This is a genomic window from Mariniblastus fucicola, from assembly GCF_008087665.1.
GTDB classification, from domain to species: domain Bacteria; phylum Planctomycetota; class Planctomycetia; order Pirellulales; family Pirellulaceae; genus Mariniblastus; species Mariniblastus fucicola.
Map to the genome: position 1 here is coordinate 5,532,877 of NZ_CP042912.1, position 14,425 is coordinate 5,547,301.

The window sequence follows — 14,425 nt, forward strand, 5'->3', positions numbered from 1 at the left end:
TACTGATAAAATCCCCGCCCTAACAAGAATCTGCAACGGCGACGATCGGAAGGCTTGCGGCTTGCGACTATTCAGGCAACCTCGCCGGCGTTGGAAACTCAACGGTAAAACAGGTTCCCGTCCCGACTTCACTTTGGACGTTGATTCGACCGGAGTGGGCTTCGATAATTTTCCTGGCGGTAGGAAGACCGAGGCCTGTTCCGCCATCCTTGCTGGTGTAAAACTCCTTGAACATGTTCAGCAGTGCATTGGCTTCCATTCCGCAACCAGTGTCAATCACATCCAAGGCAACACCATTGCGGACCAGTCGTGTTCTGACCAGCAACTGACCGCCGTTGGGCATTGCTTCCAACGCATTCTTTACAAGGTTGGTGAGCGCCTGTTGCAGAGTTTGCGAATCGAGTTTGATGCTCGGAAGAGCCGCGTCAAGATGGCGATCGATCTTGACGCCCTGCTCTTCAGCCTTTCGCAAGAAAAAATCCAAAACCTGTTCAATCTGATCGTTCAGGCTACCGGCCTTGAGTTCGAGACTGGTAAAGCGAGTGAACTCCAGAAAGTCCTTGAGATAGGTATCGAGACGCTGACACTGACGGTTCACCGTTTCGATTCGCTCAACCGCACGCCGCGCCAACGGCAGGTTAATTTCCTCAAAGTCTTCATGGAGCAGCTCCATGTTCATACGGATAACAGAGAGCGGATTCTTGATCTCATGAGCAAGTTCTCCTGCTAACGCCGCCAATTGCGCGTATCGGCGGCGCCATTGGTCGATCGTCTCGTCCTGTTCCTGTTCGTTCATTGAGTGCTAAAAGATAGTGTTTGGGTTCGTTCGTTTTCGTTCAAAAGCCAGCCGCAGGCGACGCCGCTTGCTCATTCAATCACACAGTCGCCTGCATTTAACATCGAACGACTGTTGCCGCCCGGGTACTCAAAGGCAAAAAAAACGCCCGGCGGAATCAATCGTTCCGTCGGGCGAAATTATAACTTAAGTTGACGATGCAACTTGGCTGAAGCGATTAATCGCGGTAACCCCGGTCACCACCGCCACTGCTGCGACCACCGCCGCCGTCACGCGAACGACCGCCGCCACCGCCGCCTGAACCGCCACGGCCGCGTCCACCGCTGCGACCACGGCCTCGACCGCCGCCGCCACGAGGACGATCATAGTCTCCGCCACCGCCGCCCGAGCCACCTCGGTTGCCGCGATCACCTTCTGTGCGTTCACCGCGATCACTATCGCTGCGTCCACCACGATCACTATCGCCACGACCGCGTCCGCCGCGATCACTGTCGCTGCGTCCACCACGATCGCTATCGCCACGACTACGACCACCTCGGTCACTATCGCTACGACCCCGACCACCTCGGTCACTGTCGCTACGACCACGACCACCTCGGTCACTATCGCTACGGCCTCCACGATCGCTGTCGCCGCGTCCGCCACGATCGCTGTCTCCACGGCCACCGCGACCACGTCCACCGCCGCCGCCACTGCGACCGCGTCCACCACGGTCTCCGCCGCCACTGCGACCACGACCACCGCCGCCACCGCTGCGACCACGATCACTTCCGCCACGACCACCTCGGTCGCCACCGCGATCACGATCTGAGCGTCCGCCGCGATCATTGTCGTCGCCTTCATCGTCGCCGTCGAAGTCATCGTCGCTTCCGCCATCGAAATCGTCGTTGTCTTCCTCTTCGGCGAATTCGTCTTCGAGACCAAGCTCTTCCAAAGCACGACGACGGCTGAGCTTGACGCGATCGTTGCCATCGACATCGATCACGAGAACTTTCATCTCATCGCCAACGGTGCAAACGTCTGAAACATCACTGATGTAGCCGTTAGAAAGTTCGCTGATGTGACACAATCCGTCACGACCAGGAAGGATCTCAACAAAGGCACCGAATTCTTTGGTGCTGCTGACAACGCCATCGTAGATCTTGCCGACCTGAACCGTTGCCGTGCAAGCTTCAACTTTCTTGAGTGCGATATCAGCGAGTTCGCCGTTGGTACCGGAAATTGTTACCTTGCCGTCTTCAGCAACTTCGATAACGGTTTCTGTTTCTTCCTGAATGGCACGAATGTTCTTTCCGCCAGGACCGATCAGCATGCCGATCTTGTCAGACTGAATCTGAGTCTGCAGCAAGCGTGGAGCGTACTGAGAAAGTGATTCTGCCGGACGTGGCTTGGCCGTCAGCATCTTGCGAAGGATCTCAAGGCGAGCTTCTTTCGATTGAGCCAGCGCGTCTTTGATCAAGTCGTTGCTGATTCCGCGAATTTTCAGGTCCAGCTGGATGCCAGTGATACCTTTTTGCGAACCAGCGACCTTGAAGTCCATGTCGCCGAAGTGATCTTCGCTGCCCAGAATGTCGGTCAGCAAAACGTGGCGATCGTCTTCTTTGACCAGGCCAACTGAGATACCAGCAACCGGGTTTTTGATTTTTACGCCAGTCGCCATCAGGGCCAAAGTCGTACCGCAAACTGTCGCCATGGAAGACGAACCGTTTGATTCAAGGATGTCCGACACAACGCGAATTGTGTACGGGAAATCGTCAACATCTGGCAGCACAGGCTTGATCGAGCGTTCCGCCAAAGCACCATGGCCAATTTCGCGACGACCAGGGCCGCGAATCGGACGACACTCACCAACGCTGAAGCTTGGGAAGTTGTAGTCCAACATGAATTTCTTGGAGTACTCGTCCTGCAAGCCGTCGACACGCTGTTCGTCACGTCCGGTTCCCAGCGTGACCGTGATCATCGCCTGAGTTTCACCGCGTTGGAAAACGGCCGAACCGTGAACGCGAGGAATGACGTCGACGTGGCATTCGATGTCACGAAGGTCATCCAGACCGCGACCGTCAGTACGCTTGCCGTCGAGGATCGATTCGCGGATGACAGCAGCTTCAAGTTTGTAGAGTGCTTTCTTGAGAGCATCCGCACAGATTGCATTATCTGCTTCCGGGTCCGGAATCATCTCAGCGATGACTTTGTCCTTGAACTCGGACTTCGCCGCGCCGCGGTCTTTCTTGGAAGGCGTCAGGATGGCTTCGCTGAATCCGTCGAAATATTTGGCTTTGACTTTTTCGAACAGTCCGTTGTCCGAAGGCGACTCGAATTTGACTTTTTCGACAGGGAATTTATCCGCCAGCTCACGCATCAGCCCGATGACTTCTTTGCAAATGCCATGAGCGAATTCGATTGCGGCCAGCATGTCGTCTTCGGCGACTTCGCGAGCGAAGCCTTCGATCATGGTGACGGCACCGTCGGTGCCGGACACGATGATGTCCATGTCGCTTTCTTCGAGTTGCTCGAAGGTCGGGAACGCAACGAATTCACCATCGACGCGACCAACGCGAGTGGAAGCAACAGCGTCTTCAAACGGCAATGCCGAGATAAAACAGGCTGCTGCAACGCCGTTCATGGCCAGCACGTCGCCGTCGTTTTGACGATCGCTTGAAAGCACGAACGACTGACATTGAACTTCGTCCTTGAAGCCATCGGCGAACATTGGACGAATGGGACGGTCGATCAAACGAGCCGTCAACGTTTCCTTGGTCGTTGGTCGGCCTTCACGTTTCATGAATCCGCCAGGGAACTTACCCGCTGCGATCGTTCGCTCGCGGTAATCACACATCAGGGGGAAGAAATCCAGTCCTGGTCGCGGTGCTCCGGTGGCCGCTGTGCAAATCACGGAAGTTTCGCCGTACTGAATAACAACGGCCGCGGCAGCAAGCTTCGCGAGCTGTCCGGTTTCGAGCGACATCGTTTGGTCGCCAATTTTCTTTTCTACTCTTACTTTCACAATTCGTTCCTGTACTAAGGATTATCTATCAATCAATCATTCAAACAATTTGGTTGCTTCAAAAGCGTGCAATCAACGCTACAGAACCGTAAAGAAACGGATCGCTCTGACTCAAAGCGGAAATGAACTTGCGCAGCCACGAAATATGACTTAAGAGAAGCACAAGTTGGGGCCATTCCATTTGGCACGAAGACGTTCCTGCCGAAGGAACCTGGTCACAAGGAAATTGTTCGCACAAAACGACAACGCATTGCTTTGTCAAAGAATCACAAAGCAGTTAAGGGAGTCGAAGTGTCGCGACATCACGGAGGTCACGAAGCCAGTTCAAAAAACAAAGCGGACTCCACAATAACTGAAGTCCGCAAGTGACTGGCTTATTTACGAATTCCGAGACGCTCAAGGAGGTCAAGGTAACGATCAGGATCATGATCACGGACATAGTCCAGCAAACGACGACGGCGCGAGACCATCCCAAGGAGGCCACGTCGTGTCGAGTAATCTTTGGGGTTGGCTCGCATGTGTTCTGTCAAGCTATTGATTCGCTTGGTCAGAATTGCGATCTGGACATCGGGAGAACCGTTGTCCTTATCATTCTTCTGGAATTCCCCAATGACTTCTGCTTTTGCTTCTTTCGTGATGGTCATATTTACTGTCTTACTGATTACCCTGTCGCGGTCATCCGAGCCTTTGCCAACAATTTGGCGATCCGAACACCTACAATCTTTTTCCTAACAGGCTCTTCGTTTTCTTTCTGGGTCCAATACGGTCACATTACTACTTCACAACACACCGACGCGATCGATTCTTACGTTCGAGTCGAGCCAAGATGATACTGATTGACCTATTTGCGCCAAGAAGAGAAATGCTGGCTAGCCCCATTTAAAGTAATGTTGCTCCGCCCGATTGGAACTTAAATCATCGTAGAAACCGGACGATATCGAGAGTCGGAATCTCAAAGCCGTCAGATTTTCCCGAAAAACTTCGTGTTCCGAGATGCGAAATGGCACCCGAACTCAGATTTCTGGCTGATTCCTGGTTAAATGTGGCCGAGATTTATAGGTAATACGGTGCTGCAGCAAGTCGCTGCGGTCCTATCGCTTACACTTACTGGCGGTTCTGTAGGCTGCGGGCTGCGTTTTACGGTTGCCTGGTTTTGGGTTGGCGGAACCATCAAGTGAACTTTTTTACCTAATCTCTACTTGGAGAAACACAATGCGACTACTTCGCTTAGTTGCTGTTGTCTGTATGGCAGCAGTTAGCGTGGCGAGTCTTGGTTGCGGTGAAACGAAGGAAGCACCTGCTCCGCCGGCGGATACGCCAGCAGCAACGAGCAGCAGTACTCCGTCGACCACCGACGCACCTGAGACCGCTACCACAGGCACGACTGCGGTCAGCCTGACGATCACAGGAATGGTCTGAGCAGGCGGCTGAGGCGCCAAAGTTACCGAAGCTTTGGACAAGCTGGCTCTACCGGGTGTAGAGTTTGACCTGAACGGTTCCACATTGATGCTCAAAGGAGACAATGTTGGTCCCGAATCGATTGAAAAAATCAAAGAAGCAATTAAAGCTCTTAATTTTGGGTGCGAAGAAAAGTCCGCCTAAAACTGGTGCATCACTTGCTGATTTACCAAACCTGTTGGTTTTAGCGAATGTATGACGCTTTTTACCAATACCTGAATCATCCTGATTCAAACGAACATCCTTTCTGTGAGAAATCACAGAGAGGATTTTTCGTGCGCGTCCTGCACCATGGCCCTGGAACTTTTTCCCGGACCACCTGGCGTTCGCGAGGCCGCGACATGAACTCGGCAACTTTTTGGGACGCAACCATCTGTTTGTGACGAAGTTGCGGAGTTGCGAAACCTGCGGTTGGAAATCAGGTTTAATAACGGTTGAGGGCTTCTTTCGAATTGCGACGGCTTGCAGAGGCAAACTGTCCTCAAATCACGTGCTTTTAGGGGTTAGAGCAGCTCCATCAGCCGATTTTCTGGTTGTGTACGTGAGTTTCTGAATAGAATCGCACCTTGCTCTTTTCCACCATTCATCTTCATTCTTGCGGATTCGTCCGAGGCTTGCCATGAACCGTCAACGAACTCATCGTCGTGGCGTCGTATCGTCCGTGCTCCTGGTTGGAGCAGCCATTTGCGCGATCATCGGCGCGATCGCCTGGTTTTACTTCAATACAGGATCTTCGACTCCCAATCTCAACCTGATGACTGCCAAAGTCGAGCGTGGCAGTTTCGTGGCCAAGGTGCTCGATCAGGGCGAAGTCCAAAGTAGCGAGAACGTCGAGATTCGCTGCGAAGTACGTGCTCGCAACGGTCAACTGACCGTGATCAGCCTGGTGACCGAAGGAACCAAGGTCGAAGCAGGCGATTTCCTGGTGCGACTGGACTCGACGGCTTTTGAGCAGGAACGCGAAAGCCAACGCATCGCTGTCGCCAACGCCAAAGCGAACGTCATCCAGGCGGACGCAAATCTGAAGACCGCTCAAACGACGCTGAAAGAGTTCGAAGAAGGAACGTACAAGGCTCAGGTGCAGGACATCGTCAATCAGATCACTGACGCCGAGGGCCTGATCAAGACTTCCGAATCGGAATTGCTCCAGTCGGAAGACGTGCTGAAGAACAGCATGGAACTTCAGGCAAAGGGCTTTATCACCAGTCGCCAACTGGAATCTGATCAGTTCGCAGTCGATCGTGCCAAGCTGGCGTTGAAGCGAAACAAAAACATTCTCGATTTGGCAAAGCAGAACCTGACTGTGCTGGAAAAGTACACGCTGGAAAAAGAAACCGTTCAGCTCAAGAGCAATATCGAAGCAGCGCTGGTGAAACTGGAATCTGAAAAAGACGCCCTTCGCGTGCAGGAACGCCAGATGGCTGAAATCGAAGAGATGATTACGAAATGCGAAGTCGTCGTTCCTGAAGGAGTCTCTGGTCAGGTCGTTTATGCCAAGGAGCAGCGTGGTCGCGGTGGCGACGAATGGATCCTCGAAGAAGGTGCCAACGTTCGTGAATCACAAGTTCTGATTCGACTCCCCGACACCACCAAGATGGAAGTCAAGGCACTGGTGAACGAGCAGAACATTACGCAGATCGAAACTGGCATGCCGTGCTCGATCAAGGTCGACGCGTTGACTGACAAAACACTTAAAGGCGTCGTGACGAAAGTGAATGCGTACGCCGAGTCCGCCGGCTGGGGTGGCTCATCGGTTCGAAAGTACGCCGTTAAAGTTCGCATCTTTGATCCACCAGAAGCTCTCAAGCCTGGCATGAATGCTTCGGTTTCGATTCAAACGAAGTATCAGGAAGATGCCTTGATGGTCCCCATTCAAACCATTTACGGTGTACAGGAACGTCAGTTCTGCCTCGCAAAAGTCGGCGAACGGTATGAGACTCGCGAGATCAAAATCGGCGGTAACAATTCACAGATGGCTCTGGTTTTGGAAGGCCTTGAAGAAGGCGAGGAACTGGTCATGAATCCGGGTGCCCAGAAGGACCTGATGGAACTCCCTGAAGTGAAACTGGACAAGCGAATCGACATTCCGGAAGAGGAAGCCAAACGTGCTGCGGATGATGCGGCCAAAGCGGCTCCCGAAAAAGAGGCTACTGGCGGCCCTCCCGGTGGACAAGGTGGTGCTCCAGATCCTACGGCGATTGCTGACAGGGTGATGCAACGGTCGGACACCAACGGCGATGGAAAACTTGACAAAACGGAAATCGCCAATTTGGACGATCGTTCCAAGTCTTGGGCGGGTACGGCGGACAAAAATGGAGACGGCGACATCTCGAAAGAAGAAGTGGTTAACGCCATGAAGAAAGTCATGAAGTCGTTTGGCGGAGGCCGACCAGGCGGCGGAGGTCGACAAGGCGGCGGCGGAGGAGGTCGCCCTGGTGGCGGAGGCGGTCGCTAGACCCAGTTTCAGAACCCAAGTTTGTAGAACTGGCTACGAAAAGTATGCAATTTCGCCTGAAGGCGGTGCTACGAACGGATCGCCTCAGTTTTGCAACGGGTTCTAGTCAACTCACTTCTGCATCAGGTTCAAGTTCATGTCATCCACAATCGACCCGAAAACCAAACCAAAACTCGCGGCACAAATTCGCGACCTCACCAAGCATTACGTGCTCAAGAGTGAAACAGTCCGAGCACTACGCGGAGTCTCATTTGATGTTCCCGAAGGAGACTACGTCGCCATCATGGGTCCGTCCGGATCCGGGAAAAGTACACTGCTGAACCTGCTGGGGTGTCTCGATCGCCCGACCAGCGGTTCTTTCATGCTTGGCGGTGACGACGTTGCTCGCATGACGGACGATGAACTTTCAGGTATCCGTGCGTCGCGGATTGGTTTCGTGTTTCAATCGTACAATCTGATCGCCCAACTGAGCGTTGTGGAGAACATTGAAGTTCCCCTGTATTACATGGGACGTCTCACGCGTGAGTCCCGCAAACGCAGCACTGCTCTGGCCGCCATGGTTGGACTTGGGCAGCGTCTCGACCATCGCCCGACTCAGCTTTCTGGTGGTCAACAACAACGCGTCGCGATCGCCCGCTCGTTGGTCAACGATCCCTACTTCATCCTTGCCGACGAAGCGACAGGCAACCTTGACTCGGTGACAACCGAAGAAATCCTGGCTCTTTTCCAGCGGCTTAACGATGAAGGCCGAACGATCATTATGGTGACGCACGAAGACGAAGTCGCCGAGCATGCGAAACGGATCATTCGACTGAAAGACGGCAATGTTCAAGTCGACGAACCGATCGAGGATCGCAAAACGTTCTCGCCTGAGCAGATTGAGCAAATCTCAAAGAACGCCCATCTCGCGAACCAACCTGACGAGGGGAACTAGCCATGCTTTCTCTTCGCACCTGGATTTTGGGCGTCAAAAGCCTGCTGCTGCACCCGATGCGGTCAGCGCTGACGATTCTTGGTATTTTCATCGGCGTAGCCAGCGTGATCTGGCTGTTGGCGATCGGGGAAGGTATCAGCCAGGAAGCTCAAAAGCAGATTGAAGAATTGGGCGCCGAGAACATTATCGTTCGCTCGATCAAGCCACCGGACGACGCCGGGGCAAGCGTGCGGAACGTCGACCTGTACGGTGTCACCCGTGCTGAAATGGCAACGATCGAGATGACGATTCCGACCGTTGAACAAGTCGTTCCCGTCCGGGAACTGAAACAGAAATTCATCTACGCCGGAAACCAGAACGCGACGCCGCTCGATGGTCGATTGGTCGGTTGCTCTCCGGCCTATGCCGAGGTGACCAAGCTCAAAACGGCGCGCGGAAGATTCATATCTTCTACTGATGTGGAAACCAATGACTCTGTTTGCGTGATCGCTGCCGTGCTGGCCCGCAAACTTTTCCCATCGGAAGATCCGTTGGAGAAAGCCGTTTTTCTGCCAGAGAAGAAAGAGTACTTCAAGGTTGTCGGCGTACTCGAACCGAGGAATGCAACCGCAGCAATCGGGGGCTCGCTGGCCGCGCAGGATTTCTCTCTCGACGTCTACATCCCGATCACCACGATGCGGGTCAAGATGGGAGACGAGGAAACTCGACGGGCATCCGGTAGCTTTAGCCGTGAACTGTTCGAGCTCTCCCAAATCACGATCGAAGTCAAGTCTCCCGAGGAAGTCCCGCGTACTGCCGAAATCATCGAAGCGACATTGCGCATGAACGATGATCAGCGTCAGGACATTGCCGTGATTGTTCCATACGAATTGCTTGAACAGGCGAAAACAACGCGGCTGATGTTTATGATGTTCATGGGACTGATCGCCGCAATTTCACTGATCGTTGGTGGTATTGGCATTATGAACATCATGCTCGCCACCGTGACAGAGCGGACCCGGGAAATCGGAATTCGACGTGCACTTGGTGGCAAACGCAGTGATATCACGAACCAGTTCCTCGTGGAAACCATCTCTTTGTCTGTGGTCGGCGGTGTGATTGGGATCCTTGTCGGACTGCTGTGCCCGTTGACCATTCGGTTGGCACGGGCGGCGTTTCAGCGAGTTCAACCTGACATGTATGCCAATCTTCCCGACGTCGCCAAGGTAATGGAGCCGCAAATTGTCACGATGTCGATTCCGCTGGCGTTCGGAATCTCAGTTGTCGTCGGCGTCCTGTTCGGACTATACCCGGCCATTCGGGCAGCCAAAATGGACCCGATCGAAGCTCTTCGTCACGAGTAATTTTTGCCTGTGGCAAACCGGTTTTTCAGTTTGCCACATTTCGGTGCAACCACATGTATTTGCAGCTCACGCAAAGAAGGTTTTCAGCTCGCCTTGTGGCATGACGATCGGATCATCACACCATGGCTTCATTAGTGGCTTGGGATCCTGAAATGATTAGCGTTTCATCCGATAAATAGAACCCTGTGACTTCGATTTATCGCTAAGGGGCTTCGTTGATACGATTGAAATTCGTTTCTGTGACGTACGATTCTGGAGAATTATCCATTTCGTTTGATTCACTTCTATTCTCGACGCTCACATTCGCCTCCGGGCCGAGCGAATCCCGCATTTGAATAATGCGTAGCACCACACCAACACGATTGGAAACCGCCAATTTCTGGTGGATATGCTCCATATAGTGACGCACCGTTCGCGGCTTGATCCCAAGGTGTTCAGCAATTTCGTTTCGCGTATTCCCTTCAAAGAGCTCCTGACAAACCTCGCGTTCGCGGTTCGTTAGTCGCAGTTTCTGCGCTGTCAGGGTCCACTGAACCTGTGTTAGCATTTCGCTACCAGGTTTTGCGGTTGCCGCGTTTGCTTTCGCAAGCAGCTTTTGATGGATAGTGTGATTCTTTGCAATCATTGATTCGCTCATGGAGGTCTCTATTTATACAATCCCAAATTTGCCATGATGGACATTGGATAAAACGATCGAGTCTGTCACGCTTCCTGTGTATACTTTCAACACGGCGTGTAACTCTGCTTTTTTGCCCACCCTTCCCTGCCTCAACGGCCAGCAGCGATTTCATGACAGAGAGAAACGTTTCCAACTCCAAAGAGGGGCTCGAATCTACCAATGTCTCATTGTTAGCCAGAGTTCGATGCAACGAGGGAACCGCGTGGGAAATGCTTGTCGAGCTTTATGCTCCGATGATCTATTCACGTTGCCGTCATCACTGGGGGCTGGATCCTGCCGACGCCGAGAACGTAGGCCAGGAGGTTTTTCGAGCCGTTGCCAGAAGCATTACCGGCTTTCGACGACAACGTGAAGGATCGTTCAGAAAGTGGCTGCGAGTCATCATCGACAACAAATGCCGCGATCACTTTCGGAAACAATCCGTGGATGTGGCTGAGGGAGGAACTCAAGCATTCGACCTTATCAAATCGATTGCGGATGAGATCAACGACGACAGCGTCTCTGATGGGGACGCCGAAATTGGAGAGAAATCAATCCTGATGCGACAGGCAATGAGGATGGTGCAGGACGAGTTTTCAACTCGCGACTGGAAGATCTTTTGGGACGTCATCATCGAAGACAAACACCGATCGGATACGGCGCAAAACTTTGACGTCTCCGAGAACGTGGTTTACCTCGCTATTTCACGAATTCAAAAACGTCTCAGACAGGTCTTTGAGGACCTGCTTGATGACGACATTTACCCGAATGAAAAATTTGACTGAGAAACGAAAATTTGAATTTCCGGATGAGCTCTTCGATGAAGCTGAGTTCAATCGTTTGGTTTCGTTTTCGAAAAGTCTTGGAGAATCATCGACGCTCGGCGGTTCCACGCTCGGCGATCCGCTTTCCGTCGAAACCCTGCCTCGAAAATTCGGCAAGTTCAATCTGATGCGTTTGCTGGGGCACGGGAAAACTGGTCGAACCTATCTGGCTCACGAAGATGGAACGACGCGAGAAGTCGCTTTGAAGACGATCCATCGTGAACTGGTGCACCGCACCGGGATTGCAGAATTCGAAAAGCGACTTGAACAGCTTCGCCTGGAGTCGACGTCTGCGAGAGTGATTGATTTGGACAGCGTACTGCCTGCCGTGCAAATCGGTGAAATCGACGGCGACTACTTTATCGCGACGCAGTACGTCAAAGGCAAATCTCTGGCGAGGTTGATCAACTCAAACACGCTCTCCAATCGCCAGGCCGCGAAAACCATTCGAAGGATCGCGGATTCCATTCAAAGTTTGCACCGAATCGGCATCTATCATCGCGACATCCAACCTGAAAACATCCTATTGGACGAAAGCAACCGGCCACAAATACTTGAACTCGGAGCATGGCCGCTAAAGGCCAACCGGACAAACCAAAACGCAAACACATGCTCTCCATTTCAGGCCCCGGAACTGGTCGCCGATCCGGACAGCTCGCCAGCGACTGCCGAAATTTGGTCGATCGGAGCAACACTTTACAATTGCCTGGTCGGTGAACCACCGCAGGATGTTGTTCAACCGCCGCGTAAACTCAATCCACGAGTTGCGAAAGATCTTGAAACGATCTGTCTGAAATGCCTACAAAAAAAGCCAGCGCAACGCTACTCGAGCGTTGCTGAACTGGCTGAAGATTTGGAGCTGTTTTTGGAATACCAACCAATCAAAGCTGTACCAAGTGGATGGTTTGCAAGATTGGTCGGCAAGTTCTCCCAACGCGGTTAACCTTCTTCCGAAAGGCCTTTCCACTTCACGAAGCCTTCGATTGCCTGATACTGTGCCAGCCCAAGCTCGTCGTAGATTCGGGCTGTATCCGCATTGCGAGCCTCCGCCCGCTGCCAGAATTCTCGAGCATCCGGTCCAGGAAACAGAGCTCGGTCTTTCTGGGATTCGTGACTGAAAATCGCAGACCGTTTGATTTGCACTTCCTGCGGACTTAGCGGCACCGCCATCTCGATTTCGTGAGGCGGCCACTCTTGCCATGCCCCGCGATACATCCAGACTTCGCATTCTTTCATCCAGTCCTCATTTCGCAGCTCACGGCAGGCCTGAAAGATCACATCCAAACAAACACGATGCGTTCCATGAGGATCGCTCAGGTCGCCCGCGGCGTAGATCTGATGTGGCTTCACTTCCTGCAACAGTTCCGTCGTAATGCGAACGTCATCGGGACCGATCGGCTTCTTTCGAACCACACCTGTTTCGTAAAACGGAAGATCAAGATAGTGCAATCGATCGTCCTGGACGCCGCAGATTCGAGCACCCGCTCTGGCTTCACCGCGGCGGATCAGCCCTTTAAGCAGCTGCATCTCGGGAGTATCAATTTCTCCCGCACCTTTGCGAGCCAGAAACTTGACCATTGCATCGGTCAGTTCGGCAACAGGTTCATTGGAGATATTGAACGTCTTGCAAAAGTCTGCAGCGAACTCCGCAAAACGAAGCGCGTCGACGTCGAACACGGCAATGTTGCCCGACGTCTGGTAAGCCACATGAACTTCATGGCCCTGCTCCGCCAATCGTGTCAGCGTGCCGCCCATCGAGATCACGTCGTCGTCGGGATGCGGTGAGAAAAGCACGATTCGTTTCGGATAGACCTCACCAGGTTGCCCCGGTTTTCCAGCCGCCCAACCGGTAATCGTATTCTGAAGCTGCCGAAAGACGCGAAGATTGATCTCGTAAGCCGATCCGTACTCTGCCAACAGGTCCTGCAAACCATTTTCGTTGTAGTCCGCATCTGTCAGAATCAAGACAGGTTTACCGAGCGCCAACGAAAGATCGATGACAGCGTGCCGCACCATCGCGCTATCCCAGTCAACGCTACGGAAGAGCCACGGCGATTTGATTTCGCCTAACTCGGCCGCGGCGGCCTGGTCAAGCACGAATTCCGTGTCCGGATGCTGCTGCAAAAATGTTGCCGGGATGGTCGGCGTCATTTCGCCTTCGATGGAACTGCGAATGACGCGAGCTTTGTTCTCTCCAAACGCCAAAAGCAGGATTTTGCGGGCCTTTAGAATTGTCCCCACGCCCATCGTGATAGCGCGACGCGGAACGTTTTCAATGCCGAAGAAATCACTGGCCGCATCGATTCGCGTCAGCCGATCCAGCGTAATCAACCGGGTCTGGCTTTCGGTTCCCGAACCCGGCTCGTTGAATCCGATGTGACCGGTCCGGCCGATTCCCAGAAGCTGGATATCGATACCGCCGAGCGATTCAATTTTCGCTTCGTAGTTCCGACACCAGTCTGCGACTTGCTCGACATCCAGCGTACCGTCCGGAATATTGATGTTCTCTTTCGGAATATCCACCAGATCGAACAGATGCTCGTTCATAAATCGAACGTAGCTCTGCAAACAATCCGGCTGCATCGGAAAGTACTCGTCGAGGTTGAACGTAACCACGTTCGCCAGCGACAGCCCTTCTTCCTTATGTAGCCGCACCAGTTCGGCGTAGACATTCACCGGAGTCGATCCGGTCGCCAGGCCCAAGACGCAATGCTTGCCTTCGGCTGCACGCTGTCGAACAAGGTCAGCGATCTCGCTGGCGACAGCCAGGCTTACCAATTTCGAATCTTCGTAAACTCTGAAAGGGACCTTCCCTTTTCCTGAAATAACAGGACTCCCCTGCCCTGCCTTGATTCCTGAAGAATCACTCAATCCCGCGGTCATATTTTCTGCTCCAAGTGAGAGTGGAGCCGTCCATTGGAAAGGAACTTTCCACGCTTGCAATCCCTGAGTT

The 14,425-nt window shown here is 53.1% G+C and carries 12 protein-coding genes; 6 read left to right on the forward strand and 6 right to left on the reverse strand.

Going from position 1 to position 14,425, the window contains the following annotated elements:
- Positions 1-67 precede the first annotated feature (67 nt).
- From MFFC18_RS20670 to rpsO, 3 genes are all read right to left on the reverse strand, one after another.
- Positions 68-796 (reverse strand): sensor histidine kinase, encoded by a 729-nt coding sequence (locus MFFC18_RS20670; RefSeq protein WP_075083980.1) that lies wholly within the window; start codon positions 794-796, stop codon positions 68-70.
- A 217-nt stretch (positions 797-1,013) separates the two neighbouring features.
- Positions 1,014-3,800, reverse strand: a complete 2,787-nt coding sequence (locus tag MFFC18_RS20680; RefSeq protein WP_315849991.1) for a polyribonucleotide nucleotidyltransferase — start codon at positions 3,798-3,800, stop codon at positions 1,014-1,016.
- Positions 3,801-4,174: 374 nt separating this feature from the next.
- Positions 4,175-4,444 carry a 30S ribosomal protein S15 gene (gene rpsO, locus MFFC18_RS20685; protein WP_075083977.1) on the reverse strand — a complete coding sequence of 90 codons (270 nt, stop codon included), beginning with the start codon at positions 4,442-4,444 and terminating at the stop codon, positions 4,175-4,177.
- A 568-nt stretch (positions 4,445-5,012) separates the two neighbouring features.
- Here rpsO and MFFC18_RS20690 point away from each other — a divergent pair.
- On the forward strand, positions 5,013-5,219 hold the full coding sequence (locus MFFC18_RS20690; RefSeq protein ID WP_148619009.1) for a hypothetical protein: 207 nt from the start codon (positions 5,013-5,015) through the stop codon (positions 5,217-5,219).
- 48 nt (positions 5,220-5,267) lie between these two features.
- Here MFFC18_RS20690 and MFFC18_RS20695 read toward each other — a convergent pair whose 3' ends face one another.
- Positions 5,268-5,732 carry a hypothetical protein gene (locus MFFC18_RS20695; protein ID WP_148619010.1) on the reverse strand — a complete coding sequence of 155 codons (465 nt, stop codon included), beginning with the start codon at positions 5,730-5,732 and terminating at the stop codon, positions 5,268-5,270.
- Positions 5,733-5,877: 145 nt separating this feature from the next.
- Here MFFC18_RS20695 and MFFC18_RS20700 point away from each other — a divergent pair, with 145 nt between their 5' ends.
- The 3 genes from MFFC18_RS20700 (at position 5,878) to MFFC18_RS20710 (ending at position 9,990) form a co-directional block, all read left to right on the forward strand.
- Positions 5,878-7,713 (forward strand): HlyD family efflux transporter periplasmic adaptor subunit, encoded by a 1,836-nt coding sequence (locus MFFC18_RS20700; protein ID WP_075083976.1) that lies wholly within the window; start codon positions 5,878-5,880, stop codon positions 7,711-7,713.
- Between the two features lie 136 nt (positions 7,714-7,849).
- Positions 7,850-8,647, forward strand: coding sequence for an ABC transporter ATP-binding protein (locus tag MFFC18_RS20705; RefSeq protein ID WP_075083975.1), 798 nt, complete (start codon positions 7,850-7,852; stop codon positions 8,645-8,647).
- A gap of 2 nt (positions 8,648-8,649) precedes the next feature.
- Positions 8,650-9,990, forward strand: coding sequence for an ABC transporter permease (locus MFFC18_RS20710; RefSeq protein ID WP_075083974.1), 1,341 nt, complete (start codon positions 8,650-8,652; stop codon positions 9,988-9,990).
- A gap of 202 nt (positions 9,991-10,192) precedes the next feature.
- On the opposite strand, the gene MFFC18_RS20715 is transcribed toward MFFC18_RS20710, so the two are convergent.
- Positions 10,193-10,627 carry a response regulator transcription factor gene (locus tag MFFC18_RS20715; RefSeq protein ID WP_075083973.1) on the reverse strand — a complete coding sequence of 145 codons (435 nt, stop codon included), beginning with the start codon at positions 10,625-10,627 and terminating at the stop codon, positions 10,193-10,195.
- A 152-nt stretch (positions 10,628-10,779) separates the two neighbouring features.
- Between MFFC18_RS20715 and MFFC18_RS20720 the strand changes: the two genes are divergently transcribed.
- Entirely contained in the window at positions 10,780-11,433 is a 654-nt protein-coding gene (locus MFFC18_RS20720; RefSeq protein WP_075083972.1) for an RNA polymerase sigma factor, read from the forward strand.
- Positions 11,399-12,415 carry a serine/threonine-protein kinase gene (locus tag MFFC18_RS20725; RefSeq protein WP_084417016.1) on the forward strand — a complete coding sequence of 339 codons (1,017 nt, stop codon included), beginning with the start codon at positions 11,399-11,401 and terminating at the stop codon, positions 12,413-12,415. Before MFFC18_RS20720 ends, MFFC18_RS20725 begins: the two co-directional genes overlap by 35 nt.
- Here MFFC18_RS20725 and nagB read toward each other — a convergent pair.
- Complete coding sequence (nagB, locus tag MFFC18_RS20730; RefSeq protein WP_075083970.1) at positions 12,412-14,355, reverse strand: glucosamine-6-phosphate deaminase; 1,944 nt, start codon at positions 14,353-14,355, stop codon at positions 12,412-12,414. The two genes, MFFC18_RS20725 and nagB, sit on opposite strands and share 4 nt — an antisense overlap.
- Positions 14,356-14,425: the final 70 nt, after the last annotated feature.